The organism is Microcoleus sp. B4-D4 (assembly GCF_036705185.1).
Classification (GTDB): Bacteria; Cyanobacteriota; Cyanobacteriia; order Cyanobacteriales; family Microcoleaceae; genus Microcoleus.
Map to the genome: position 1 here is coordinate 36,693 of NZ_JAUBTX010000002.1, position 26,539 is coordinate 63,231.

The 26,539-nt window shown below is 44.4% G+C and carries 29 protein-coding genes and 1 tRNA gene; 11 read left to right on the plus strand and 19 right to left on the minus strand.

Going from position 1 to position 26,539, the window contains the following annotated elements:
- Positions 1-43 precede the first annotated feature (43 nt).
- The 5 genes from QUB13_RS01870 to QUB13_RS01890 all read right to left on the minus strand — a co-directional run bounded on the left by QUB13_RS01870 (position 44) and on the right by QUB13_RS01890 (position 3,645).
- On the minus strand, positions 44-715 hold the full coding sequence (locus tag QUB13_RS01870) for a DUF4276 family protein (protein ID WP_333378319.1): 672 nt from the start codon (positions 713-715) through the stop codon (positions 44-46).
- Entirely contained in the window at positions 712-1,854 is a 1,143-nt protein-coding gene (locus QUB13_RS01875; RefSeq protein WP_333378900.1) for an AAA family ATPase, read from the minus strand. The genes QUB13_RS01870 and QUB13_RS01875 overlap by 4 nt, the downstream gene beginning before the upstream one ends.
- Before the next feature lie 155 nt (positions 1,855-2,009).
- The gene (locus tag QUB13_RS01880; protein ID WP_333091278.1) at positions 2,010-2,321 is read right to left on the minus strand and encodes an urease subunit beta; all 312 of its coding nucleotides are present in this window, start codon (positions 2,319-2,321) and stop codon (positions 2,010-2,012) included.
- A gap of 33 nt (positions 2,322-2,354) precedes the next feature.
- Positions 2,355-2,657 (minus strand): urease subunit gamma, encoded by a 303-nt coding sequence (ureA, locus tag QUB13_RS01885; protein ID WP_015179363.1) that lies wholly within the window; start codon positions 2,655-2,657, stop codon positions 2,355-2,357.
- 112 nt (positions 2,658-2,769) lie between these two features.
- Positions 2,770-3,645: an urease accessory protein UreD gene (locus QUB13_RS01890; protein ID WP_333378322.1), complete on the minus strand. Its 876-nt coding sequence runs from the start codon at positions 3,643-3,645 to the stop codon at positions 2,770-2,772.
- 202 nt (positions 3,646-3,847) lie between these two features.
- On the opposite strand from QUB13_RS01890, the gene fmdA reads away from it, so the two are divergent.
- Positions 3,848-5,023, plus strand: coding sequence for a formamidase (gene fmdA / locus QUB13_RS01895; RefSeq protein ID WP_333378325.1), 1,176 nt, complete (start codon positions 3,848-3,850; stop codon positions 5,021-5,023).
- 63 nt (positions 5,024-5,086) lie between these two features.
- Positions 5,087-5,350, plus strand: coding sequence for an FmdB family zinc ribbon protein (locus QUB13_RS01900; RefSeq protein ID WP_333362203.1), 264 nt, complete (start codon positions 5,087-5,089; stop codon positions 5,348-5,350).
- A gap of 147 nt (positions 5,351-5,497) precedes the next feature.
- Here the strand turns inward: QUB13_RS01900 and QUB13_RS01905 are convergent, their stop codons facing one another.
- The gene (locus QUB13_RS01905) at positions 5,498-6,811 is read right to left on the minus strand and encodes a photosystem II assembly protein (RefSeq protein ID WP_333378329.1); all 1,314 of its coding nucleotides are present in this window, start codon (positions 6,809-6,811) and stop codon (positions 5,498-5,500) included.
- A complete protein-coding gene (locus QUB13_RS01910; protein WP_333378333.1) occupies positions 6,804-7,724 on the minus strand; it encodes an SPL family radical SAM protein in 921 nt (306 codons plus the stop codon). The genes QUB13_RS01905 and QUB13_RS01910 overlap by 8 nt, the downstream gene beginning before the upstream one ends.
- Positions 7,725-7,769: 45 nt before the next feature.
- Between QUB13_RS01910 and QUB13_RS01915 the strand changes: the two genes are divergently transcribed.
- Complete coding sequence (locus QUB13_RS01915; protein ID WP_333378336.1) at positions 7,770-8,048, plus strand: hypothetical protein; 279 nt, start codon at positions 7,770-7,772, stop codon at positions 8,046-8,048.
- Between the two features lie 215 nt (positions 8,049-8,263).
- Here QUB13_RS01915 and QUB13_RS01920 read toward each other — a convergent pair.
- A tRNA-Leu gene (locus tag QUB13_RS01920) sits at positions 8,264-8,348 on the minus strand.
- Positions 8,349-8,546: 198 nt separating this feature from the next.
- Here QUB13_RS01920 and ndhL point away from each other — a divergent pair.
- The 3 genes from ndhL (at position 8,547) to trpA (ending at position 10,174) form a co-directional block, all read left to right on the plus strand.
- Entirely contained in the window at positions 8,547-8,762 is a 216-nt protein-coding gene (gene ndhL / locus QUB13_RS01925) for an NAD(P)H-quinone oxidoreductase subunit L (RefSeq protein ID WP_193972727.1), read from the plus strand.
- A complete protein-coding gene (locus tag QUB13_RS01930) occupies positions 8,763-9,068 on the plus strand; it encodes a DUF3007 family protein (protein ID WP_333378340.1) in 306 nt (101 codons plus the stop codon).
- Positions 9,069-9,382: 314 nt separating this feature from the next.
- Positions 9,383-10,174 (plus strand): tryptophan synthase subunit alpha, encoded by a 792-nt coding sequence (gene trpA, locus QUB13_RS01935; protein WP_333378342.1) that lies wholly within the window; start codon positions 9,383-9,385, stop codon positions 10,172-10,174.
- Positions 10,175-10,486: 312 nt separating this feature from the next.
- Here the strand turns inward: trpA and QUB13_RS01940 are convergent, their stop codons facing one another.
- Positions 10,487-10,636, minus strand: coding sequence for a hypothetical protein (locus QUB13_RS01940; protein ID WP_333378345.1), 150 nt, complete (start codon positions 10,634-10,636; stop codon positions 10,487-10,489).
- Between the two features lie 189 nt (positions 10,637-10,825).
- Here QUB13_RS01940 and QUB13_RS01945 point away from each other — a divergent pair, with 189 nt between their 5' ends.
- Positions 10,826-11,572: a DUF6658 family protein gene (locus tag QUB13_RS01945; RefSeq protein WP_333378348.1), complete on the plus strand. Its 747-nt coding sequence runs from the start codon at positions 10,826-10,828 to the stop codon at positions 11,570-11,572.
- Between the two features lie 343 nt (positions 11,573-11,915).
- Here the strand turns inward: QUB13_RS01945 and QUB13_RS01950 are convergent, their stop codons facing one another.
- Positions 11,916-12,179, minus strand: coding sequence for a hypothetical protein (locus QUB13_RS01950; RefSeq protein ID WP_333378351.1), 264 nt, complete (start codon positions 12,177-12,179; stop codon positions 11,916-11,918).
- Between the two features lie 341 nt (positions 12,180-12,520).
- Here QUB13_RS01950 and QUB13_RS01955 point away from each other — a divergent pair, with 341 nt between their 5' ends.
- Positions 12,521-14,920, plus strand: coding sequence for an ATP-binding protein (locus tag QUB13_RS01955; protein ID WP_333378902.1), 2,400 nt, complete (start codon positions 12,521-12,523; stop codon positions 14,918-14,920).
- Between the two features lie 161 nt (positions 14,921-15,081).
- Here QUB13_RS01955 and crn3 read toward each other — a convergent pair whose 3' ends face one another.
- From crn3 to QUB13_RS01990, 7 genes are all read right to left on the minus strand, one after another.
- A complete protein-coding gene (crn3, locus tag QUB13_RS01960) occupies positions 15,082-15,411 on the minus strand; it encodes a CRISPR-associated ring nuclease Crn3/Csx3 (protein WP_194012148.1) in 330 nt (109 codons plus the stop codon).
- Between the two features lie 44 nt (positions 15,412-15,455).
- Positions 15,456-16,385 (minus strand): DUF192 domain-containing protein, encoded by a 930-nt coding sequence (locus QUB13_RS01965; protein ID WP_333378354.1) that lies wholly within the window; start codon positions 16,383-16,385, stop codon positions 15,456-15,458.
- 19 nt (positions 16,386-16,404) lie between these two features.
- Positions 16,405-18,138, minus strand: coding sequence for an NAD+ synthase (locus QUB13_RS01970; protein ID WP_333378357.1), 1,734 nt, complete (start codon positions 18,136-18,138; stop codon positions 16,405-16,407).
- An 88-nt stretch (positions 18,139-18,226) separates the two neighbouring features.
- A complete protein-coding gene (locus QUB13_RS01975) occupies positions 18,227-18,520 on the minus strand; it encodes an isochorismate lyase (protein WP_333378359.1) in 294 nt (97 codons plus the stop codon).
- Between the two features lie 404 nt (positions 18,521-18,924).
- Positions 18,925-19,674 carry an NUDIX hydrolase gene (locus QUB13_RS01980; protein WP_194013067.1) on the minus strand — a complete coding sequence of 250 codons (750 nt, stop codon included), beginning with the start codon at positions 19,672-19,674 and terminating at the stop codon, positions 18,925-18,927.
- A complete protein-coding gene (locus QUB13_RS01985) occupies positions 19,635-20,234 on the minus strand; it encodes a nicotinate-nucleotide adenylyltransferase (RefSeq protein ID WP_333378362.1) in 600 nt (199 codons plus the stop codon). Before QUB13_RS01985 ends, QUB13_RS01980 begins: the two co-directional genes overlap by 40 nt.
- 118 nt (positions 20,235-20,352) lie before the next feature.
- Complete coding sequence (locus tag QUB13_RS01990) at positions 20,353-21,756, minus strand: nicotinate phosphoribosyltransferase (protein ID WP_333378365.1); 1,404 nt, start codon at positions 21,754-21,756, stop codon at positions 20,353-20,355.
- A 502-nt stretch (positions 21,757-22,258) separates the two neighbouring features.
- Here QUB13_RS01990 and QUB13_RS01995 point away from each other — a divergent pair.
- Positions 22,259-22,408, plus strand: a complete 150-nt coding sequence (locus tag QUB13_RS01995; protein ID WP_333378368.1) for an isochorismate synthase — start codon at positions 22,259-22,261, stop codon at positions 22,406-22,408.
- A 148-nt stretch (positions 22,409-22,556) separates the two neighbouring features.
- Here the strand turns inward: QUB13_RS01995 and QUB13_RS02000 are convergent, their stop codons facing one another.
- Positions 22,557-23,255: a diacylglycerol/polyprenol kinase family protein gene (locus QUB13_RS02000; protein WP_333378371.1), complete on the minus strand. Its 699-nt coding sequence runs from the start codon at positions 23,253-23,255 to the stop codon at positions 22,557-22,559.
- Positions 23,256-23,461: 206 nt separating this feature from the next.
- On the opposite strand from QUB13_RS02000, the gene QUB13_RS02005 reads away from it, so the two are divergent.
- A complete protein-coding gene (locus QUB13_RS02005; RefSeq protein WP_333378373.1) occupies positions 23,462-23,743 on the plus strand; it encodes a putative quinol monooxygenase in 282 nt (93 codons plus the stop codon).
- Positions 23,744-23,796: 53 nt separating this feature from the next.
- The gene (locus tag QUB13_RS02010; protein ID WP_333378375.1) at positions 23,797-24,303 is read left to right on the plus strand and encodes a DinB family protein; all 507 of its coding nucleotides are present in this window, start codon (positions 23,797-23,799) and stop codon (positions 24,301-24,303) included.
- Positions 24,304-24,520: 217 nt separating this feature from the next.
- Here QUB13_RS02010 and bicA read toward each other — a convergent pair whose 3' ends face one another.
- Positions 24,521-26,194, minus strand: coding sequence for a bicarbonate transporter BicA (gene bicA / locus QUB13_RS02015; RefSeq protein ID WP_333378378.1), 1,674 nt, complete (start codon positions 26,192-26,194; stop codon positions 24,521-24,523).
- Positions 26,195-26,539: the final 345 nt, after the last annotated feature.

The following is a 26,539-nucleotide window of genomic DNA, read 5'->3' on the forward strand; positions in this document are numbered from 1 at the left end:
ATTTTTGTCATTTGCCAAATGCTTGAGTATACATTGATTTATACTAAAAATTTTCTGTTTGTATACATTCTATAAACTCAAGAAATGGTTTAAAACATTGCGTACATTTCTCGGCAATTTCTTGATACGAAATATTCCCTAGTATCAATTTTGCATCCACAGCTTTATTGTATCCTTTGCCAGAATCTCTGAAAAGTTGCTCTACAATTTTCGAGGGGGGGCGATCGTGATTTTGGTCTTCTACTGGTATTGTCCAGGTGACAGCTAGAGAAGTAACTCCTAGTTTACCTCGTAATGAAGATTCAGACGCCAAAATCAAAGCTTCCATTTCATATTTAAAACAAAAAACTTTGAAGCGTTCTTTGAGACGTTCATCCTGAATACCTTTCTTTTGTAATGCTTGAGAAAAATTCTCCATAATTCCCGCTTTTAGCTGTTGAAAAGTCTCATGGGGAAACCCTTTATTCTTAGGATATAAGTCTGGCAAAATAATTGCAATTGAATTCGGATTATTGCAAAGAATATTAACAGCTTTTATTGGAGCATTCAGCAGCAAATCTTTTTTAGCATCACCTCCCCTATCATTGTTACTTCCTTTGATTGGAAAAAACTCTATACTGACACCTTCTTCAAATTTTTTGTCAATCAAATTTACTAACAATGCTTCCATTGCATTTTTATCTGATGGCCCTTCTACATAGATAATTACCCTCATGGTAGAAGCTCCAATTCATCACTGCGGTGGAGTTTTTCAATTTCCTCTGTCCCAAAGTCATCAAGCATATCTGTTAAAACTTTGGAATTACCAGGTTTAATAAACTTTGATTCTCCATTCTCCTTTCGCATCACAGCAATTTGGGAAATATCAAATTGGGTTAAAAAATAAGAAGAATGAGTAGCCAAAAGAACTTGAGTACGTTCAGCAGCTTTTTCAAACAATCCTGCTAAAAGAGGGAGTGTCCGAGGATGAACACCTTGATCCGGTTCATCAATACAAATTAGAGAGGGTGGTTTCGGGTGCAAACAAAGACAAATCCAACAAATTAATCTTAGAATACCATCGGATAAATCCGCAAGACTTAAATCCTGGTTAATCCCCTTTTCCTGCCAAAATGCGATAACTTCCCCAGGCCCGCCGCGAGCTTTTACCGTCAATTTTTTGAATCCTGGAATAACTGATTGTAAATGTTGTTGCAGGTCATCAAAAACGGCGCTATATTCAGTCATTAAATAGTGTAATACAGAACTCAAATTCCCGGCATCTTCATCCAACACTGGTTCTTGTTCAATGAGAACAGATTTGCGAATTTTGTGATTAGCAATGTTAAATGAACTATAAAATTTCCAACCCCCGATATACTCTCGTAGTGTATAGAGAGTTGCTAAACCTGGATTTGTTATTGTCCTGAGTGCGAGTTGATTGCGTTTGGGAAATACACGATTTGTCTCTGCATATCCTGGTTCGCGATACAAACCTTCAGTACCTTTAATATCCATGAACAAATGTTGAGATGACTCAACTCGCTCGAAAGAAATTTGCGGATTGCTTCTCGGCCCCATGAGTTCTCCTTGATAGGAGATATTAGACTCACCTATATCAATTTTAAGCTCCCATTCAAACTTTTCTGAGCCGGGAAGATGGAAAATCTGTTGACCTATAGAACCCTTAATAATTTCGTTAGGAATCTCGCTTTCCATACTGTCGGTCAAAAACTTTAGAAACTCAAACAGGCTTGATTTCCCAGAACCATTAGCTCCGACAAGAATTTCTAGTGGTTCCAATCGAGCAGTAAAATCTCGGAATGGTCTATAACCCTGAATTTTGATTGAGGTTATTCGGCAGTGTGGTGTCATTTCGCTACCAGTCGTTTTAGTAATATTGTTGATAATACAGGACTTACGCACGGCTGCCAAAAACCCAGTTTCTCTGTCAATATCTCTCGCATAGATGCACGAACTTTCTCAGAAATCGGGTTTTTCGCGTAGTCCTATAATAGTCTAATTCTCTCTCATCCATCTAACTTACCGTTGACTTTCCCGTTAAAGCCGTAGACTTCACGACTGCCGACAAACGGTACTAATTGCACTTCTCTTTCATCTCCGGGTTCAAATCGGACTGCTGTACCTGCGGGGATATCCAGCCGCATTCCTTTTGCTTGTTCTCGATTAAATGCCAAGGCTTCGTTCGCTTCATAAAAGTGATAGTGGGAGCCGATTTGAATCGGTCTGTCTCCCGTATTTGCTACTAGCAAGTGCACTGTTTTACGCCCTGCATTTAATTCAATTTCGCCTGCTAAAACAATCATTTCTCCCGGAATCATATCTATCTCCTGCGAGTTGTTGCGGTGGAATATTTAACGAATCGGATCGTGCACTGTCACTAATTTAGTGCCGTCGGGAAAAGTTGCCTCAACCTGCACTTCGTGCACCATTTCCGGTATCCCTTCCATGACATCTTCCCGCGTCAGGAGAGTTGTCCCGTAGCTCATTAAATCTGCGACGGTGAGGCCGTCTCTAGCTCCTTCTAAAATCGCGGCGGAAATGTAGGCTAGTGCTTCTGGATAGTTTAATTTTAAGCCTCTTTGTTTCCGGCGCTCTGCTACCAGGGCGGCGGTGAAAATCAGCAGTTTGTCTTTTTCTTGGGGGGTGAGTTGCATTTTTATTCTGGTAAGGGCGATCGCATTATTTGCTCCAGTTCGGCTATCAATTATACATCAAATTTGATATCGAAGTAGCTGTCAATGATACAATTTTTGAATTCAGAAAACCCTATTTTATCCAAACTCTGGGCAAACAGCAAGGGCGTTCTGAAAAAGATAGGCGCAGCAAGTGCCAAATGCTGACAAACCAGTTTCTCGCTGCGGTGGTGGATGAACCGCGATATCGGCACAGCAAACCGTTAGGAATACGAGTCACGCCGGCGGTGGAATTACCCGGATAAATTGTTGCCTCACATGGCAAATTTCGCACTTTTTTTACTATTTCTGTAGTGACTGGTTCGCCGATCCAAGCGAGGGTAGCGACTACGGGTTTTCCTGCTAAGCCGTGAGGACTTTCTAGCATTTCCGATCCACCTTTGAGCAATTGTCTGTCAATCCACAGAGGGCTGTTTTGTTGCCAGACTTCGGTGTGCGATCGCCATTCTCCCGACAAGAACTTTTCGCCCCTAGCACTGCGTCCGAACCGGGTAATTTCCCACAGCAAAATCCTCGCTGTCGGTGCTAATTCTACCCGCAGATTTTGTCGATAAATTGCGCCGTCAAAAACGATTGTTTCCTGCGGTAGCCATTCTAAATTAGCACCAGATTCTAGTTTAATATCGATATCTTGTTGTGATTTTAGTCCGCTGCTACGATAAATTTTACTAGCAGCGGCGCTGGTAATCAAGGCTTTGGTGTTGGGTTGGAGGTGAAAATTGCTGGAAAGGCGATCGCCCCCGACAACTCCCCCAGCCGTGTGCAAAATGACGCTGTGACAAACCTCTTTCCCTTCAGGATAAAACGGGCGCTGCACCTTGAGGGGCGCTTGCATTTGATTGTGGATGATTTGAGTTGAGCCGCTGCGGTTGGCGTAGACTAAATTGAGGCAGCCGTGCCATCCATTATTAACGTTATCTGTATCTTGTGCGATCGAAGTTTCAGTCACAGATTTTTGAAATTCAAAACATTCACTATCAAAAACATACCACAACTGCCGCGCAGCCCGGTTATTTTATAAATAATGATAATCGTTATCTGAAATATTTTTCGGATCTGCACTGATTAGTATAACAATTTACATTTATCAAGCATCCGATCGGGGAAGATGCCCATACCATGTAAAATTAGTAACTAAAGGAGTGCAGACTATGCCTCAAGTTCTCTTCAAAGTTGATTTGACCAAACCGATGTCAGAACAGGAATTAGTCGGTCACAATCGCTGGCATCCAGATATTCCAGCAGTAGTGTCTGTCAATCCCGGCGATGTATTTCGCATCGAGTGCAAAGACTGGACAGACGGACAAATTAAAAATGACGACAGCCCCGACGACATTCGCGATGTAGACTTAACAGTAGTTCACGTTTTGAGCGGGCCAATTTACGTTAACGGCGCGCAACCCGGGGATATTTTAGTAGTCGATATCCTCGATATCGGGGCTTTGCAAGGGGACGAATGGGGTTTTACGGGAATTTTTGCTAAAGAGAACGGCGGCGGTTTCTTGACAGAACATTTTCCCACTGCAGCTAAAGCAATTTGGGATTTCCAGGGAATTTATACCGCTTCCAGACACATACCAAAAGTGCGCTTTGCCGGGATTACTCATCCGGGTTTAATCGGCTGCGCGCCTTCTCACGAATTGTTGAATAAATGGAACAAACGGGAAGCGGAATTAGTAGCCACAAATCCCGATCGAGTGCCGCCTTTAGCAGAACTGCCGAACCCCAAAAATGCAATTTTGGGGTCGCTGACAGGGGCAGAATTCGAGCGAGTTGCTGCGGAAGCGGCGCGCACTGTTCCTCCCCGCGAACACGGGGGCAATTGTGATATTAAAAACCTGTCGCGGGGATCTAAAATTTACTTCCCGGTTTATGTCGAGGGCGCGAAACTTTCGATGGGAGATATTCACTTTTCTCAAGGAGACGGGGAGATTTCATTCTGCGGGGCAATTGAAATGTCGGGGTACATCGACCTCCACGTTGATATTATCAAAGGCGGTATGGATAAATACGCAATGGTCAACCCGATTTTCAAACCGGGGCCGGTGGAACCGCGCTATTCTGAATATCTGGTTTTTGAAGGGATTTCTGTTGATGAATTTACGGGCAAACAGTATTATATGGATGCCCATGTTGCTTATCGGCGAGCTTGTTTGAATGCGATCGAATATTTGAAAAAGTTTGGTTTTACCGGAGAACAAGCGTATTTGCTGTTAAGCTGTGCACCAGTTGAAGGTAGGATCAGCGGCATTGTGGATATTCCCAATGCTTGCTGCACAATTGCTTTACCGACAGAAATTTTTGAGATGGATATTCTGCCGTCTTAATTATTAAGGCGGGCGCTGCCCGCCGCCTACTCATTGCATCCAAATCTACAATCCAAAATTGCTATGCCTCTTTACGATTTTAGGTGTGAAACTTGCGGCATTTTTGATAAGTGGCGCCCTCTTGCCGAATCAGATACACCTGTGCTTTGCCCGAGTTGCGAAACTGTTGCTAAACGCATCTTTTCCCCGCCGATGATTCTAACTGGAAAGCTGCGCTTGAAGGGTCAAGAAAATCAGGAACCGCAGCTAGTTAAGCGTTGTGAGGAACCTAAACCGCAGCGGAATCGCGAACACCGAGGGGGACGACCTTGGATGATCGGTCACTGATGCAATCCGGCAGGGGTTTCAACTCCTGCCTCAAAGCTGAAGTCCTCTAAAAGAGGACTGTAAAGTTAGTATTTCAGTCGGTTTAAACCGACTTTTGCTATTAGACAGGGACTTAATTCCCTGGCGGGCAAAGCAAGTATTTTGTACTTATTTATTTGCCAATACCACATAGTCATCAACTGCATAACTTAAGTCATAAGGTAACTTAAAGTGCTGGCGAAAAAGCGGACTGATAAATTTCTGTAAAGGTAGATTTTCTTTAGCAAATTTTGCAAAGTTAGGATGGGATGTCCTGCTATCGGTTGAGCGTAAATATTTATACCAAACCAAGTTTAAGCCCAGCTCATCAACAAATTGTTTTACTACACTTAGCTCCTTTTGGCAATCATTAACTCGACGAACATTGTACGCCTTAAGCAACTTTTTTTCTTGAATAATTAGCAAAACGTAACCCGAATCTGTCAGGGTATTTATAAATATATCCTTATAAATTTGATGGGATTTTTCTCTTCTCTCATCATCGTAAAAAAAACAGTGAGAAATCACAATAAAGTCAAAGAATTTTCTGGGCAGCCTTTTAGATTGATTGGCGCTATCAAAGATACTAGAAGTGTCAAACCGAAAGTAAGCATTCATCGCCTGGGGTTCCATATATTGCCGCCAAAACTGGAGTCCGCGATATTGAAAAGCTTTTTGCTGTTCCAGAGAGTAGTAGGATATGTGCATTGGTGGCATTGAAAAAAAGTCGCTACTGCTTTGTAGCAACAAACCAAGTCCGTAAGCAACAGTACCCGGCCCAGCCGCAATATCGAGGATATTGAGTTTAGTTGGTAACAACCCTGCTTTGTAAACCAGGAACCAAGCTAGATATGTACAATACACGTTATCTAGGAAATATCTCATTAAATAGATGTGAGGACTTAGCTCAAAACTGTATTGAGGATCTTGTCCTTCTTTCAGTTTTTGTATGTCGTCAATAGCTTGTTTAAGTAAATAATCAACATTGCTTTTTTCGCGGTTAGACTTATTAAGCTCATTCTTGATAAAGCCCGCCAGATGTTGTTCAAACTTATTAAATACCTTGTCATCAATGCCAGTGCATTGAATCATACTTGCATCGCATTCTATCAATTTGAAAGCTTTTGAAATATATTCAATCAACTTTGTGTCGGGAAATAAGGTTGATTCATCAATCCGCGCCAGAGAATCGTCAAGTTGCCCGAAGCTTAGTTGTATTTCTAATTCTGCTAAATGCCGATCGCCTTCTTTGATGCGGTCATTTTTTTTCTGCAATAACTTCTCAAGCTGTAGACGCTCTTTAAATAGCTTCTGCTGCCATGAGAGTTTTGCCCCGGAATTTTCTATTTGTTTTAACAGTTGTTTGGCAAGTCGATTATTTTGACTCTTAACGGCTTCGTTAAACTGATGGGAACGCCACCAGTTAGCCAGCGGATTACTCATAGCCAAACCCCTCTTTACCTTCCATAATCTCAACATCTGGGAGCATCGCAATTAATTTATTTTTAAACTTGCGATAACTCTGTTGTTCGCTATTGTACCACCAATCGTACTTTTGTTTAAGAGCTAATGCTTCCTCGCGAGTTGACGCAATTAGCGATCGCCCGTTGCTGGCATGAAAATCCTGAATCACCACCCGATCTACAACTTCCAGCTTGTTAATAAAATTAGCTTCATCTTCCGGTAAGGTAGGGAGGAGTGGCGTCACAGTTATAGAAAATCTGACTTCGCAATTTTCTCGGTAAGGAAAGCTGTATCTCAGTTTTTCAATAGCTTTGAGTCTAGCAGGAATACTAGGCGATTTTGGTTCAAAATCTTTCCTCACTTTTTCGCTACCAGTGGGAATGCTCATGTTAACTCGCAACCGCTGAAATTGCTGTAAAATATCGACATCTCTAGTTATCATAGGACTGCGAGTTTGGATAACTAGCGTTGGTTGATAGGGAACCATCACTTCTAACAAGTGCCTAGTTAAGTGTTCTTTAGATTCAATCGGCTGATACGGATCTGTGACACTACTCATGTAAATTGTAGGTGATCGTCCGGGATTTTTTTTAGACCAACTTTGCAGTTCTTTATTTAAAATTTCCGCAGCATTTTTCTTAATAATTACCCAATTTCCCCAATCCTGCCGCATCTGTGAATTAGGGCTAAAAGCAGCAGCATAACAATAACTGCATCCGTACTGACAGCCGCGATAAGGATTTAGCGTAAAATCGTAAGCGCTGATAAATCCAGTCGCTTTGTTGAGCAATGACTGTGCATTTTGTGCATACACTTTGGCAGTTCCAAAATTTTCCCGGAGTAGGATACTTTTTTTGCCTGCGGAATATCCCTCATACTGAGACTTTACCATGATTAAAACCTGTTGTTACAGTATTAAAACGGAAAATGTTTAGGAATGAGAAAGGCTATGGCGCTTCATTTTACTACTTCACTTTACCGCACTCAACAAATGTCAGCAAAGCAGTGGGGAATTACTCAACTTTACAATAAATTTTTTGAAGAACCAACAAGTCAGCTCTTTAAACTTCATGAAGCGCTCGATCGCGAATGTAATGCAGCTTACGGATTTACTGACAGCGACGATATTTTAGCAAAACTGCTGGAATTGAACCTAGAACTGGCAGAAACCGAAAAACAAGGTCAGCCCATAGTTGGGCCCACAGCCCCGAATTAAGCGAAAATACTAATTGCCAGGTAAAATTTTTTATCTATTTCCTCTGCAATTCTTGCCCAGGATCAAGACAAAATTGAGATCCATCCCCAAATCGGACAGGGTACGGAATTTGTGATTGCTTTGCTTGTGGCTGCCTAAAATACGATACACACAAATTCACGATTTTTTTTAGAAGTCGAGAATCGGCGTGTATCGCACTTTCAACCTAAATTTGATGGGGGTGGAGGGACTTGAACCCACACGACCGTTTCGGGTCAACGGATTTTAAGTCCGTAGCGTCTACCATTCCGCCACACCCCCCTTTAGTCAAATTGCTGTGGATTTGATTCACTGACAGCAACAGCCTTTTATTCTACAACCAAAACCCCAATTTACGCAACCCCTAATCTAAAAATTCTCAAAACTCGCGCTGCATCTCGCCAAGCGGTACAATAGTTAACCAGCTAGCGGAGCGTCTGTGCCCCCTTACCGTTGTTATTATTCCCCTAAAGCAAATCTATGTATATTACCTTGCTGCTTTACGCCGTGTTAGCAGGAGCCTACCTCCTGGTAGTACCGGCCGCCACCTACGCTTACCTGAACAGCCGCTGGTACGTGGCCACGTCTTTTGAGCGCGGCTTCATGTACTTCTTGATGTTCTTCTTCTTCCCCGGTATGTTTCTCCTAGCTCCCTTTTTGAACTTTCGCCCCAAACGGCGGCAGATTGAAGCCTAAATGCGACGTATTGACGTAATTGGAATCAGTCTCGGCTTTTTTGTAGCAGGTGGCATAATCTACTTGCTACTGCAATTCGCCGGACTCGACAGCATGAATGCAGGGATTTGGAGTCAGTTATTTTTGGTTGCCGGCTTGATTGGCTGGCTGGTGACTTATTTATTTCGAGCCCTGACTCAAAGTATGACCTACAGCGAGCAACTGAAAGAGTACAAAGATGCTGTCTTGCAGAAGCAGCTTGATGCACTCACTCCTGAAGAATTAGCCAAACTTCAAGCCGAAATTGAGCAGGAAAAAGATAATTAGTCACTGGTGAGTTGTCAGTTGTCAGTTGTCAGTGGTTAGTGGTGAGTTGTCAGTTGTCAGTGGTTGTATCATGTCCGGTCGAGCAACCGCGATTTTTGTAAGGGCGGGTTCACCAACAATACCTGCCAATAATTGACAATCTCAAAAACCCGCCCCGACCGGGATATTATGGTTAATCGCTCGGACATGATATTAGTTGTTATTAGCTAATACCAACTGCCAACAACTAACTGCCAACAACCAACTGCCAACAACCAACTGCCAACAACCAACTGCCAACAACCAACTGCCAACAACCAACTGCCAACTGCCTAATGACTATTTCTAATTGTTTTGAAACGTTGCGAAAGAGCAACAAATGTGCATTAATTCCTTTTATTACTGCTGGCGACCCAGATTTGGAGACAACGGCTAAAGCACTGCAAGTTTTGGATGATAACGGTGCTGATGCGATCGAGCTTGGCGTTCCCTATTCTGACCCGCTGGCTGACGGGCCGGTGATTCAAGCTGCTGCTACTAGGGCCCTGCAGCGGGGAACGCGGTTAGATCCGGTGCTGGAAATGGTAGCCAAAGTTAGTCCGAATTTGCGATCGCCCATTATTCTGTTTACCTACTACAACCCGATTTTGTACCGAGGTATAGAAACTTTCTTGCAGCAAATCAAAAGTGCTGGAGTTCAGGGATTGGTTGTACCCGATTTGCCCTTAGAAGAAGCTGACAGTCTCATCCAACCTGCCAACAAATTAGGGATTGAACTAACATTATTAGTTGCTCCCACAAGTCCCAAAAATCGCATAGAAGCGATCGCCCGCCAGTCTCAAGGATTTATTTACTTAGTCAGCGTAACCGGCGTTACGGGAGTGCGCGAAGGCTTAGAAACGCGAGCAAAAGAGTTGCTGCAAGAAATTCGTAGCATCACCGACAAACCCATCGGTGTCGGTTTTGGTATCTCGACACCGGAACACGCCCGACAAGTCAAAGAATGGGGTGCAGACGCTGTGATTGTTGGCAGTGCTTTTGTTAAACGCTTGGCCCAAGGCACTCCAGAAGAGGGTTTAGCAGCAATAGGCGAATTCTGCAAGAGCTTAAAAACAGCGATTCAATGATAGCAACTGTGCAGATACTTTCAGCCATTAGACAGATGCGGGCGATCGCCCCGTGTCGCCACAATTGGGATTAAAGACCTTGTTGTACTTGAGATCATACACCTCCTTCCTTCTGGTTCTTGACCGGAAGGTTTTTTTTACTCATAAAACGCAAAACCTTTCAACGCAGCGCGCACTTCCCGCCAAACGCTCAGCCAAGCAGGGAAAAGGCATTGCCGTATCCGGCGCACACAACTACGATTTTTAATAATTGGTATGAGATGGAGGATTGTCCGTTTTTTGTTCCATCTTGCTTCTTGTATCAATCTACTGTCAACCTAACGACGGGCTTTTCGGCCAAGTTGTCAACTGTTTGCTGTCTGCTGTCAAATATTCCATCTTCCATCTTCGATCTTCGATCTTCCATCTTCCATCTTCCATCTTCGATCTTCCATCTTCCATCTTCGATCTTCGATCTTCCATCTTCCATCTTCCATCTTCCATCTATACCTGCTACAACTTGAGGAATCTAACTTGAGGTAGATGAAAAGCTCCTGTTATTATTTATATATTTAAAAAAGTGTTTAAGTTCCTCTAGTTTGTAATGCTAGCCATCTACACAACTACCAGGAATTAGAGCATATCACAATAGAAATAGAAAGGATCATTTTTATGAACAGACTAACTGCTTTTCTGAAAAAAATTCGAGCTGTACAAATTTTAACAGTGTTTCTGGCTGGCATTTTAGTATTAGTGAGTACGGCCTGCAGTAGCCCTGATGTGAGCGCAACAAAAACTGATGGGAGCGCAACAAAAACTGATGTGATGGCAGGAAAAACCTCCGACCAAATGAGAGAAGAAGTGCCTTCTGAGGCTGTAACTTCGGTATATAAAGGCGGCCAGAATCAATACAGCGATGACGATCCCAGAAACACAACTGTTACAGCAGCAGAAGCAAAAGCTCAGCTTCTCAAAGATGAAGCCCAGCGCCGCATCGACACCAAATCTAGCAGCGATGTGGGCGAAAATGTGCGGCGGGTAAAAGAAGATGCGTCCGACAAACTCGACGAAATTGGCGACAAGGTGAATGAGAATGCTCGCAATGCTCAGCGCAAAGCTGATGACTTTGGCGACAAAACCAAACAAGGCTTTTCTAATCTTAAAGAAAACACTCGCGACGGATTGAAGGGAGCAAAAGACATTGTTAAAGAAGCTACCGACGGAGCGAAAGAAAGAGCAGCAGAGGGTACTGAGTCCCTGAAAAACAATGTCGGCCAAGGCAAGGAAAATGTCAAAGATGCAGCGCGAAATGTAAGATACAGTGCTGAAGATGCTTCGGACAAGGTTCGCGCGAAAGTCGATCGGGATATTGACAGAACTCAACGAGCAGCAGAAAGAGCAGCAGACGCGATCGACTAATTTCAAATAACGTTGAGAAACGAAGCAATATTAATCTTTTGGAGATTGCTTCGTTGTTCGCAAAGAACCAGCAATATACAGCGTGTTCCAGGTTTATGAGGTGTACCTCATATAAACCTGGGATGCGCTGTATCTTTTTGCAGGAGCCATTTTACTGATTTCACGATCGAGCTATATTAAATTACTTAATTATATAAAGTATTCTTTAAGACATTATTTTCCCGTGTTACTACTTGGATTTAGCATTAATTTAACTGCATTTGAGATGAAACGCAGCAATTTACACGTAAGTAAAAGACTCTCAATTCGATCGCCTAAGTATAAAATGTTGTTTGGTAGATAACTATAATTTGCGATCGGCAACTAGAAAATTATGCTGTTTATACCCTAAGATAGATACATTAACTATTGTCAAGTTAGACTCTGGACTGGGATCGGTCAAAATGGCTGCAACAGTAGAGGTAGTAAATTTGACAGTAATGCCTGGAGATTGTCCGATCGCGCAATTATACGCCGATTGTCGATCGGCTGCTGTCTCGGCGGCACCCGAAAAACACTCGCAACCGGCTAGCAGCAAACGGGAGCATCTGTGTTTTGCAAGAAGCATTTTTTTACAGTGCCCTCGGGATCTCGCAATCTGTAAAATACGCGAATTCTTGAGGTGTTCGGACTATAAATGCAAAACTGAGTTGCATCGCAGTTGTTAATTGCATTGCTCAAAATAGTCCTTAAGCGAACAGATATTCTCGATCAACTCGAAAAAATCAGAGTCATTTACTAATATATGAAACCTCCAAATATTTGAATTTATCTTGACTGTTGTCAGCCAGATAGAGCGGTATAAAATCGGCTTAAAAAATGCGAAAGATGCGCGATATATTGTCGCCGTAATCCGAAGCAGATCGATAGGGGGATGCAGACAAACTTTATTTGGAAAATTTTGTTGTGATGCTAGTAACAATGATGCACGACTTTTACGATGCGCTGGCACATTTGGCAACCTATACAGATGCCGCACCGACGGAGCGCCAACAAATCCTGAAGCGCGTTGACACGAGTCAGAAAAAACTCAAAGAATCCGCGCACCTTACCCCGATCGATTACCAGCACAAGTTCGATCTGGTTGAGGCAGAATTGCGGGGCCTTTTGGGGCAGAAAGCAGAAGCAATGGAATTGTACGATCGAGCTATTGCTGGAGCTAAAGCTAACGAATATGTTAATGAAGAAGCTCTCGCCTGCGAACTCGCTGCTAAGTTTTACCTGTCCCACGGTAGAGAAAAAATTGCCCTAGTCTACATGATAGATGCCTGCGATTGCTATGCTCGCTGCGGAGATGCAGTCAAAATTGAAGACTTAAAAAAACGCTATCCTCAATTGTTATCGCCGATTTTGCCGCCAGCAACAGTCGCTGCAAATCCATTAGCAACTGCCGTCATACCTCCTAATCAACATCACTCGGTGCATCCATTTATTCATTCATCTGTGTCGCGTCACCTGTCGGATTTCGGAGTTTTTTCAACTCTGCTAAAAGCTTGTCAAGCGCTTTCTAGTGAAATTGAACTCGATCGACTGATTGCCAAACTGATGCAACTGGCGATCGCAAATATAGAAGCTGACAAAGTAGCGCTGCTGTTACCAAACGGCAGTAAATGGGAAGTGGCTGCAGCAAGCGCGATCGACAATTTGGGCGTCGAAAGGGCGATCGGCTTACCATCAGCAGCACTCGATAAAAACAGCGATATCCTGCCCCTGAAAATTGTTGACTGCGTTAAAAACTTGTTGAAACCTGTGATTGTGCGGAACATTGCTGAAAATTGCGATCGCGATTCCGACTCCTACATCCAGAAATACCAACCGCAGAGCCTGTTATGTTGGCCGATTCTCGATCGAGACAACTTAGTCGGCATCTTGTATCTAGAAAATCGGTTAACAGCAGGAGTTTTTACGCGCGATCGCTTGCAATTTCTCAATCTCCTGTGTTCCCAAGCAGCAATCAGTTTGTCAAACGCTATACTTCATCAAAAATCTCAAGATTACAGCCAACAATTAGAGCGATTGTTAACAAAATTTAGCCGCACTGAAAATCAGCTTGCCGAGCAGAAACAAATGTTGCAAGCGATACTTGATGTCGCTCCGATTTGGATTTGGATGGTGAATCCAAAGGGTAAAGTAAAGTTTTTTAACAATACCTTTTGCCAAGATGTGGGCGCGCCTCTGAGCGCTTTTCTAGCGGTCGAGCATTACAAAGATATACTGGGGGAAAATGCAGCGAACTGTCTGGTTTTAGATGCTGCCTGTCTTGCCCAAGATTCGCCGCATTACTCCACCGAAAGTCTCACATTAGTTGACGGCAAACAACACTATATAGAAGTCACGAAAGTGCAGTTAAAAAATGCTGATGGCGAGACGATTGGTATTATTGGTTTGGGTGTTGATGCCACCGATCGCAAGCAAGCAGATGAACTTTTGCAAAAGCAAAATCAACAACTAGAAAAAACTTTAAAAGATTTGCAGCAAGCACAACTGCAAATAGTGCAAAGCGAGAAAATGTCGGCTTTGGGCAATTTAGTCGCCGGAGTCGCCCACGAAATCAACAATCCAATTGGGTTTATTTCTGGCAATTTAAGCGAAGCTAAAAGAAGCTTGGCAGATGTTATAGAACATTTAGAATTGTATCGCTCCGACGCACCAAAATCGGAGATTGCCAATCATGCCGAAGAGATAGACATCGATTATATTTTGGAAGATTTACCGAAGATGATCGATTCAATGCAAGTCGGGTGCGATCGCATTTCTAGCATCAGTACCAGCCTCCGCACCTTTTCCCGAGGAGACAAAGACTACAAAGTTCCTTTTAATATTCATGATGGCATTAATAGCGCTATTTTAATTTTGAAACACCGCCTCAAAGCCAACGAATGCCGCCCGCAGATCGAAGTAATAACTAAATACCATAACCTCCCTAAAATCGAATGTTTCCCCGGTCAATTAAATCAAGTTTTTATGAACCTGCTTGCTAATGCGATCGATGCCTTAGAAGAATCAAATTGCGGACGCAGTTTTAGCGAAATTGCCAGCAATCCCAACCGCATAACTATTTCCACTGAGGTACTGGGGGAAGGGCAGATTCAAATTAAAATTGCTGATAACGGCACCGGGATGAAAGAGGAAATCAAAAAGCATATATTCGACCATTTGTTTACGACGAAATGCGTCGGAAAAGGCACTGGATTAGGGTTGACCATTGCCCATCAGATTGCGGTAGAAAAACATGGTGGCAGCATTGAGGTGAGTGCGGAACACCGAATTGGGACTGAATTTGCGATCGTTTTGCCGGTGAAAGGATAAATTTTAATTACAGCAGTTTAGTAAGTAGGCTATTACAAATAATTAACATGAGGTGGGGAGAGGGGGCGGGTTAATAAATATTGTGGATGTGATTGAAAGATTGTTGGTAAAACCCGCCCCTATAAATACTAAGGGTAATTTACCCAACATTATCTAATTTATTAATTTGGCAAACTCAATTTCAATACCTGTCCGACTGATACTTCGTGCTTGTGAGTTGCTACCACCACCGCACCTTCCAATCGCGGATCGTAACATCCAACCCAAGCTGCAGGATGGCATTCGTGCACTAAATACCCGTACAGCCAAATCGCTCCTCTACCTTCAATGACAATTCCTTGGCTGAATTGAACGCCTTCGGGAATTTTCAAACCTTGTAAATCATCGGGTGTGATAATACCATCTTGAGTGGCAATTCGCAAACGCAAATGTTGGTAAGCTAAACCGTCTTGAGTTTGATTGGGGATGATTTTTAATTCAATAGGATTCATGGGACGCACATAATGTTGAATGCTGTTGTAAAATAATATGCTTTTTAGGGTAAATTGGGAATCCGATCGCCCACTTTCAATCCCAATTGAGCCGCCCTTCCGCCTTTGAGTTCAATAACTCCGTCCACGGGGACATCCGGGCCGTAGTTGGGACAGGTGTCGCTCAAACACGGCGGTACGTTGGGAATTATCGCTTGCACTACGCCTTCGCGCAGAAAAACCATATCGAGTTCGACTGACACGTTTTTCATCCAGAAACGCACGTTTCGCGCCGGGGCGATCGGGAAAAGCATTCCCCTGTCTTCGGGCAATTCTGTGCGAAACATTAAGCCAATTGCTTGTTCTTCGGGAGTTTTCGCCACTTCTAGTCCAAGGGGGCGATCGCCCACAATAGTATTAGCAGAAATTGGCAAAAGTTGACCCATATCCATCCCGCCAAACAGCGATATAAAGTTGGTTTCTGTCAGGTTAGGTTTTCCCAAAACAACTCCTAAATAGTTGCCAGAATTTTTATTTTGCATGACAGTTTGGTTGTCTGAAACAAAAATGTTCAAATCGCTAAACTTTATGTTATCAGTCAAGACAATTTTATCATTGCCGCTGCCAAAATCTGTAATTACATCAGCTTCATTAATAGTAGGTGCGGCGGAAGTTGTGTCAATCACAAATAAATCATCGCCCGCGCCTCCTGTCAAGATATCCTTACCTTCGCCGCCGATTAGCAAATCGCTACCCCGATCGCCATTAATCCAATCCGAATCTTGTCCTCCATAGATTGTATCGTTTGAAAGACCTCCAAACAGGGTATCAGCACCTTCATTTCCCGCGAGCAAGTCATTGTCGCGATCGCCAAAAATCAGGTCATTTCCCGCCAAACCTTGAATCGTATCATTACCTGCAAATCCTCTAATCGTATCGCTGCTGGGGCTTCCTAGGAGAAAATCGAAGCCGAAAGTACCGCCGATGTTAACCATTTAGTTTTTAATGATGGCTTTAATAAAAGGAAGCTTTGGCGATCGGCATTCGCCAACCGGTACCAAAAGCTCGATCGCTAATTTTCAAGCCAGGGGCTGCTTGTCGCCGTTTAAACTCCGATTGCCTGACTAATTTTACTACAAATTTAACCACCGCTGCATCGTGTCCCGCCGCCACAATTTCTGAGACAGATTGGTGATATTCGATCGATCGCTGCAAGATATCATCCAAAATATCATAATCCGGCAAAGAATCTCGGTCAACTTGTCCAGGTTTCAGTTCAGCACTAGGGGCTTTACTAATAATATTAACCGGAATTATCTCCTTGCTAGGGGAAGGAGACGGAGGCACTTTTCCTGCATATCCGCCAGCATTCAGCCACCGACAAAGCGAATAAACTTGACTTTTCTGCACGTCAGAAATTACCGCCAATCCGCCATTCATATCGCCGTAGAGAGTGCAGTAACCCACCGACATTTCTGATTTATTACCAGTGGAAAGCAGCAAATGTCCGAACTTATTAGAAATTGCCATCAACAGATTACCTCGAATCCGGGATTGAATATTTTCCTCAGCAATCCCGAAAGTTGTATTGACAAACAAATCGGCGAGAGTGCGATCGTAGGATTTCATCAAGTCGCCGATCGGCAACAGTTCGATCGCCATACCCAGATTTCGGGCTAATTCCAAAGCATCATTAACCGAATGATCCGAACTGTAAGGAGAAGGCATTAATACCCCCAGCACATTTTCCGGCCCGATCGCGCAACAGGCGATCGCCGCCACCAAAGCCGAATCTATCCCGCCGCTCAAACCGAGTACAACCTTAGAAAAACCGCACTTGCGAACATAATCTCGCACTCCCAAAACCAAAGCAGCCCAAATTTCTGGATCTTCCAAGGGCGGATCGAAACTTAAATCAGTTGCAAAACTGGAATTTTGCCCCTTCCCGCTGCTAATTAAATCTTGTTTTTTTTCGTCATATTCCAGCACGGCAAAATCCGTTTCAAAAGAATTCAACACCTGAATCAAATCACCCTTTCGATTCACCGCCAAACTGCTGCCATCAAAAATAATATCATCATTTCCCCCTACCTGATTAGCGTAAACAATCGGTATTCCCCAGCGAATGACACTATGCTGTAACATCGCCGATCGCACTTTCCGCTTCCCGACAGAATATGGCGATGCCGACAAATTCACCACCAAATCCACCTCCATTTTTGCCAAATCAGCAATCGGATCGCCCGAGTAACTGCGTTTACCCCAAAACTCCCGATCGTTCCACAAATCTTCACAAATTGTCACGCCAATTTTCAATTCGCCAACAGTAAAGTAATTGCTACTTTCTCCCGGTTCAAAATATCTATCTTCATCAAATACATCATAAGTAGGCAACAAGCGTTTATGAAAAACTTGTTTAATAGCACCATCTTGCAACAAAACAGCGCTATTAAACAATGCTTTTCCGCCTAATTGAACAGCATGAGCATTAGGTACGACAGTACCGACTATCACGGTCAAATCCGGCGGCAAATTCCGCGCCAGTTGGTGCAACTGTGCGCCGGCGGCTGCAATAAAACTCGGTTCGATCAATAAATCGCGCGGCGGATAACCAATCAGAGAAAGTTCCGGTGTTAGCAATAAATTTGCACCTTCCACCCTGGCTTTTTTCGCACACTCCAGAATTAGATTGGAGTTGCCCAAGATATCACCAATAGTAGGGTTGAGTTGTGCGATCGCAATTTTCATATTACCAATTCACCTCATAAATATTGCTGACAGTCCGCCGGCGCGGACTCAATTTCCTAATAGTTCTAGATGTGAATTTAGGGAAGCATTAGTCAGACTTGTAATTTTTCAACTCTTCTTCAATATAATAATTTACCAAATCGCGGTAAATATTTTCTACCACATCAGGGTTCAAACCCGATTCTTTAGCCCACTCGCGCCGCTGCTGTAACATATCATGAAAGCGATCGGCTGCTCTAACGTTAGCTTCACTCGTTTTGAACCTTGCTGCTGCGATGACGTATTTAAATCTCTTGCTCAAAGCGTCGATCACTTCTCGATCGATGATATCGATTTCCTCCCGCACTTCGTGAATATTGGCGCATTCATCAGGGTCTTTCATCACCGTCACTCCTTCATAGCTTCTATTCTTATCTTACTAAATCGATCCCCGAATGTCAGTCTATTTTAGATTTTAGATTGAAGAATTTTAGATTGATTCCATAGATGAATCTGGGACATTGAACAAGAATTGAAAATTGGGCTTTCCACTACTTAATATCATTTTTCAAAACTCGCGGAACAAAACAATTGTTAGGCTCGTTTATTCTTCCCGATAAGTAATATCCTGTCCGTTCGATTGACCGCAATCAGCAAGGTTCCTAAAGGTTCGCAGTGCGGACGGTCGCCCGCATTACGAACGGCATAATTTTGGATAGCGACACACCATACAAATACTTCTCACCTTTTTGAAAAAGGCTATAAGTAGGGGGCTGTCGTTTTTGGGCTTTGTCATCCAAGAAATATTTAGATAAACACCAGTGGCTTATTTTTGAAAGGAGCAAAAGCTGCCGCATCAAAGCGGTACAAACTAGCAGGGCGGCCAGCCCCCCGCGAAACTTTAACTTTGGTGTCGCATAAAAAACCCAATTTCAACAATCTAGCTCTAAAATTAGAATAATCCGAAAAATTTTCTCCTAAAATAGTAGTATAGAGTTGATACAAATCGCTCAAGGTAAAAAGCTCCGGCAAAACTTCAAAAGCTACGGGACTGTATTCAAGTTTGTTACGCAGTCGCCGGTATCCGTATTCGAGAATTTGATTGTGATCGAAAGCTAGCTTAGGAACTTGTTGGACGGGATACCAAGCAATGCCGCCGACGCGGTGGCTGACACCGGCAACTACACTCCCAGCAATTAATTCAGCTTCTTCAAACCGAACCAAAGCAAAATAACTCACCGAAAGATAGCGATCGCCCCTGGTAAATTCCCGAGGATCGCGCCCCGCTTCTCCAAAAGTATACAGTTGCTCCAAATACAAATTTTTAACCCGGATTTTTTCAGACAAAATTCGGTAAGCTGCTTGTTCGAGAGACTCTCCGTGTCGCACCAAAGTACCGGGAAGACTCCAACAGTCGATAAAGGGTTCGTCTTGCCGCATTACCAACAGCACCAACAAGCGGTTCTGCACGGTATCGACGGAGAAAATCACATTATCTACTCCTACTTTAAAGTCAGCTAATGAGCAACTTTCTCTCTTTTTTGTGCCTCGTGCCATGCGTACAAATGCTCCCGATTGATGTAATCTTCAATGGTCGGAGTTAGGGCTTCGGTGTCTCCTGTTTCGCGATAGGAGGTAGAAGAAACATTGGGAGCATTCAAAGATGCGATCGCCACTTCTGCACCGCTGCGCCTCAACTGCCACAAATCTAACTGTTCTGACGGATAACCAGGCCGCGGTACGATCAGCAACTCCACTTGTGTTAACAATTCTTCAAATTTGTACCAGCGAGGCAGTTGTCCCACCAAATCCGAACCTATTACCAGAGTCAACTCTGCATCCGGCCACAGCAATCTTGCTTGTTCCACAGTTTCCACAGTCCGAGGACTGCTGAGTTCGGGATGCAAGCAAAGATTGTGTCTCGGCGAATTAATTTCTTGAATGATTAACAGCAGCATTGCCGATCGGTGTTCTAGAGAAGTTTGGTGCGACTTAAAAGGATTGTCCGACGCCCAAACTGCTACCCAATCAAAATTTTGGGAAAGCCAATTTAGGATAGTTTTGTGTCCCGCTGTAGGCGGATCGGCACTGGTTCCAAAAAGAGCAATCTTCTGCATAGGGAATCGGTAATTGGTAATTGGTAATTGGGAATGGGGAATTGTTGAGTGTTGAGTGTTGACTGTTGACTGTTGACTGTTAAATGTTGACTAATGACTAATGACTAATGACTACTGACTACTGAATCTTTTTCGTTTTTTGAGTGAGACTCTGCAAATCTGTAGAAATTTCCACCGTCGGCGAAATCGGGTTGTCAATTTGCCGAGTTTCGGCTCGAAGACTGGCGACAGAAGCAGCAGTTCGTTTGGCGATCTCCTCCAAACTTTCCTGGTTCTGCACTCGTTTCCCATCCTTGACAACCAACTCCATTAATGGTACATAAGAATCGCAATTGTTAATAGTTTCGCCGGACAATCCCAAACAATCTCCGAGAATTTGCCCATTTTCAATATGTCTAAAAATTTGCTTTCTACCTGGATATGTTACCTTGCCACTTGCCTCTTTCATCACCGGAATTCCGTCAATTTCCACCAACTTATAAACACCGTTCACAGGCGAACCGCTCACCAACTTGGTTCCCAAACCGTAACCGTCAATGCAAGCGCCCGCACTTTTTAATTTAGCAATTTCTCGATCGTCCAAATCGCCGCTAGCAAAAATTGGAACGCCCGGAAGGATCGATCGCACTTCCCGAGACAGCACCGCCAAATCACCCGAATCCAGCCGCACGCCTTCCAACTGCATTTCACCGCTGTTTACTCGATCGGCCAAGATCCGCGCCGCTGCCACAGTATTATAAGTATCGATCAGCAGCGGTGCCCCCGGAAAACAGCGGTGAAAAGCTGCAAACGCCTCCTCTTCGCTACCTTCGAGGGCTGCCACAGCCATTACCAAAGCATGAGCCATAGTACCTACAGGTTTGCGGCCCAACTTCAAAGCAGCCAAAACATTAGAAGTTCCGTCGAACCCAGCAGCCAGAGCCGCCCTAGCCGCCCACACAGCAGCTTGAGGCCCAAAAGCCCTGCGCGTCCCGAATTCCAGCAACTTAGCATCCGGGCCCGCCACATCCCGCAGCCGCGCAGCCCGCGTCGCAATCAAAGTTTGATAATTTATCGCATTCAACAAATAAGTTTCCACCAACTGAGCCTGCCACAGAGGAGCCTCAATTCGCAGCAGCGGCTCATTGGCAAACACCGCCGTCCCCTCCGGCACTGCCCAAACATCCCCAGTAAAGCGGGCTGTGGCAAGTAGAGTCCAAAATCGCTCCGGCGCACCTGCAAAAATCCCAGTGGACTGCAAAGCCTGAATTTGCGCCGGAGAAAACCGAAATTTCTCCAGATAGTCGATAACTTGAGCCAAACCCATCGCGATCGCGTAGCCAAAATTCTCTGGCAGCCTGCGCGCGAACAACTCAAAACTCGCGGCCCGCCCGTCGAGCCCTTCCCCAACGTAACAAGCGGCCATCGTTAGCTGGTAGAGATCGGTTAAAAGGCTGTAATCTGCTGAGGAAACAGTCAATTCTTGGTCTTCTTGGATTTCCTCAAAATTTTTGAGGTACAGGCTCTCAGTGGCAGTTTTCATGGTCAAACCCCGGACAAGCTTCTTTATTTAATTATAGTGACTAACACCATATATTTTTGTAAATTTTTGATAAACCTGGCATGGCGCAGTATAAACATTTCGGTTTTTGGACGCTAAAATGCTTGTTTATGTGTAGGGGGCGCGGAGTATTATGGTAGAATTAATAAAAATAACTCATTTAGGACTAACCCGAAAAACCCGGCTTCTGAGAAAAATCCTGCATCTAATCGAGAGATATTGACGCAGAAACCGGGTTGAAGGCCCCGCCCGCGTCCAGGATTGTGAGTATTAGATCCCAGGCTGCTAAAAGTGCTGTGGGGGTATGGAAATTCTGTTTGTTTAGCCGTTCCTCATTTCATCCAAAATAGCTAGTTTCATCATCTTCAGCTTGCTTCGATAGTTGCAGACTAATAAGTAATTAGAACAAATATTGCTAAAGCGATCCAAAGGCAAAAAATAAGAGTAATCTAAAAGTATCCCAAGCCAAAGAGAGGCGGATTTTATGAATCTTTATAAATATGTTGTAAACGCAATGCGTTACGTTTCGGAAGCAGCCTCGCGGATATTTAGACGCAGCGATGACGATTATCCCAACACTGGCGTTCAGCCTTTTGAAGGTACGCCACCCAAAGGTTCTAAATGGGAAAAATGAGCAGCCGATCGGGGAGTTTCTAGCGATGCAGGGAAAGGCATTCTGTTTAACAGTCAACAGTCAACAGTTAACAATTAACTGTTGACTGTTGACTGTTAACTGTTAATACTAATTGTAGGTTGGGTTTCACTTCGTTCTACCCAACCTATCAATTACCAATTACCCAAAACTGATTCAGGAAAAAGGCGATCGCAGCACTGCCGATCGGCACCGTCAAATTATCAATTCCCCACTTAGAAACCGATTCTAAACTAGCAGCAACAAAAGCCACAACGGCAGACACCGCCCAAGTTTGCCCAACATTTCCTTGAACCGCCAGCAAAATCAAACTGGTAACAGCAAAACTCACCAAATACATAGTTGCAGAACCTTCCCAACTCTTCTGCATTCCCCAAACTCGATAAATATGTTTGCCGTATTTCTGGCCGATGACAGCAGCCAATCCGTCGCCCCAAGTCATCACTAAAATGCCCAAAGCAGCGTATTCCTGATGTTGCAGCGGCCAAAACCAAGCTACAAGAACGCTGATACTAACAGCATAGAAAAAAGTCCCCAAACTCTTGCGGTTGATGCTGTTGAGACTGGGTAAAATCGGAACTTGGTAAGAAATTAGGGCGATCGCCGCCGCTAAAATTCCCGCCGAAATCCCCACCCAACCGGGTATTTCCAGCCACCAAGCCAGCAAAATCACATTCCCAGTACCGATGTGAACCACCTTCCGCGATACCTCAGCATCGACAGAAGTAAAGCGATTTAATCCCTCAGCTACCAGTAAAATCAAGCCCAGCCAGACTCCCACGAGGGAAATTTGCAGCCACACAGTCGGAATTTCAGAAAATATAGACACGATATTTAGGAAACACTTATTTACATCAGGCACTGTTTACTACTTTAGTGGAAAGCGCGATCGCTCTGTTCGGTGTTGGCAGGATTTTCTACCGTCACTACGGTATAATTTACTCGCTCTCCTGTGGTAGGCTTTGGAGACAAAGTGAGTTAGTCTAATCAAATTAGTCGTTTGAAGTTTTGAGAGGCTCAGAGAACCTGATTGCTATGCAATATGTATTAATCATTCATGAAGTAGAAAATTATGAAGCTTGGAAAAAGGTATTTGATAATGCCGAAAGCATCCGAAAAGAAGCTGGCGAGCGATCGTATCAAGTCTTGAAGTATGACAATGAACCAAACAAAATTGTTCATTTCTCCGCGTGGACATCAATCGCAGATGCTAGGGCGTTCTTTGAGTCGCCTGCACTGGTTAAAATTAGAGAGGAAGCGGGAGTTAAAGCTCCTGAATTTATTTATCTAGACCAATTAGACTCAGGAGTATTGTGAAAGACCTATTTGTATAATGTAAGTTGTTCCAACTATGTAGTTAAGTTTTGAGTATGTACGACGGTAGCTACTACCAGCTAATGGCTGAGTACAATTGCTGGATGAACCAAAAAATATATTCTGTATGCTCGGCAATTCCTGATGAACAGCGCAAACAGGATATGGGTGCTTTTTTCAAGTCGATTCATGGCACTTTGAATCACTTACTTTATGGTGACAAAGCATGGATGGGTCGTTTCACTCTTCATCCATTTTCGGTAACTGTTATCGGGCAAGAACTGTATGCTGAATTTGAGGTTTTGAGAGCAGAACGGGAGACAACGGATCGGCAAATTATAGAATGGTCTAGACACCTTAATTCTGACTGGTTGAGTCAACCGTTTGAGTACACAAGCAATGTAGATGGTAAATGCCGCGTGCTACCGACTTGGGTTTTGGTGACACATATGTTTAATCATCAAACTCACCATAGAGGGCAAATTACCACACTGCTCAAACAACTTGGCTACGACCCAGGCGTTACAGATATTCCGTGGCTACCCGCTATATCATTCGGATAATTTCTGCACACACGAGCGAGATGATTGTTGACAGTTGACTGTTGACTGTTGGCTGTTGACTAAAATTATGCTTTCGGCGGGACAACTGACTGTTTGGATACTTGAACAATACTGATGCAACCGGAAACGATAGGAAAGGGGCTATCGAGCCATAGAAATAGCAGGAGAAACGGACACTCCTGCTAAACCACTACTATTTTGGCGAATTCGCGCCTTGTTACGCCGGCACTCCCAAGGGAATTCCTTTCTTGTCAGCCACAGCGACCGCTTGTCGCAAGGCTGCGGTACGATCGCTCATGACATGCTCTGGCGCGATCAGATCCAACAATCCCAACTTCTGCAAGCGCTGCTGAATTTTCTCGCTGGCACCGACAATGTAAACCTGCAAACCCTTATCGCTGGCATCGCGAATCGCATTTTCGATCGCCAGCGAAGCCGTCACTCCCAGCATCGGCACCTCAGTCAAATCCATCACCAAAGCATCCGCATCCTTCATAGCATTGTGTTCGCGGGCGATCGCCTTCGACAAACCAAAAATCATCGGGCCGCTCAAACAGAACAGCAACACGCGCCCCCTGCCCCGATCCAAGAGTTGCTTCTCCTCCTCACTGATGAGCACCTCATCATCCGTGTCGGAAATCAGCTTCACTCCCGCAGACTGCAAACTACTCAACCGTTCGATAGTCAGGATATTGGCAATAAAGACGCCCACACCCACCGCCACAATCAGATCCACAAACACAGTCAAAAACAGCACCCCGTACATGATCAGGGAACCTTTAACAGATACTTTGTGCGATCGTTTCAGGAAACTCCAGTCAAGAATATCAATCCCAACCTTCAGCGCAATCCCCGCCAACACCGCCATCGGAATCGGTTCAGTTAACCTCGCCGCCCCCAAAACCACCACCAGCAACACCAACGCGCGAGTTAAACCCGACAACGCCGAAGTCGCGCCTGTTTGGATATTGACCACAGTTCCCATCGTTGCCCCGGCGCCCGGTAAGCCACCGCAGATCCCCGATATGATGTTGCCAATCCCTTGACCGATCAACTCCTTATCGGACTTGTGCTCGGTCCGCGTTAGACTGTCCGCCACCACCGCTGTCAGCAAGGTATCGATACAGCCCAGCATCCCCAGCATCACCGCATCCACAAACATCACCGTGATTTGACCGGCGGAAAAAGTCGGCAATTGCAAGGGGGGCAGTCCCACCGGAATTTCGCCAATCCGGCGAATATCCGCGCCCTGAAACACAGTCATGGAAATTACCGTACCGACAATCAGCGCTATCAATTGCGGGGGCACGATTTTCTTCACCTGTTTGGGCATCAGGAAAATAATTGCCACCGTCAAGGCACCCAGAATTGCTTCCGGCGGATTTATGTTCCCTAGCAACTGCGGAATTGCTAAAAAAGTGCCCAAAACACCGCCTTTGGGCGGGGCTTGACCCAGAAACGGTGCAATTTGCAGAATGATCAAAATCACGCCAATTCCCGACATAAAGCCGGAAATCACGCTGTAGGGCATCAGGGTGACGTATTTCCCTAGCTTGAAAATACCAAAGATGATTTGAAATAACCCCGCCAGCATCACAACGGTAAACGCCATTGCTAGCCCTTGTTCGGGATTGCTGGCGGTGAGGGATGCGACGATCGCAGTCATCACCACGGTCATCGGCCCCGTGGGTTCAGAAATCAGTGTTGGGGTGCCACCAAACAGCGCCGCAAAGAAGCCAACGCAAATGGCACCGTACAGCCCCCCGATCGGCCCGATTCCAGAAGCGACCCCGAAGGCGAGGGCCAGGGGCAGCGAGACGATGGCAGCCGTGACACCGCCGAAGATGTCGCCCTTGAGATTATTAAAACGAATCTGATTAGTTATTGACATGAGTGGTGCATTAATAAACTAGACAAAATTTAACAATGCTGACTTTGAGCTATTCACCGAGTCTCAGGGTCAAAGTTTTCCCGAATGGCATGACAGATAGCACCAGCAGGGCAGACCCAAGGAAAGGTCTGTACTCGTGCCCGATCGATGTCAAACTCGTAAATACTTAATTTTTCAGTATTTCTTAATTTCTTAATTTAATGTAAAACGTGTCCGATCGAATTTTTATTTTTTGCCGACTCTCTCAACGATCCCCGGGAAGTTCTCCATCGAGCCAAATCGGAGCAAATCTCAAGGCCAGACTATACTCCTTGCTATAAGTAAAATTAATATATATTATTTTAT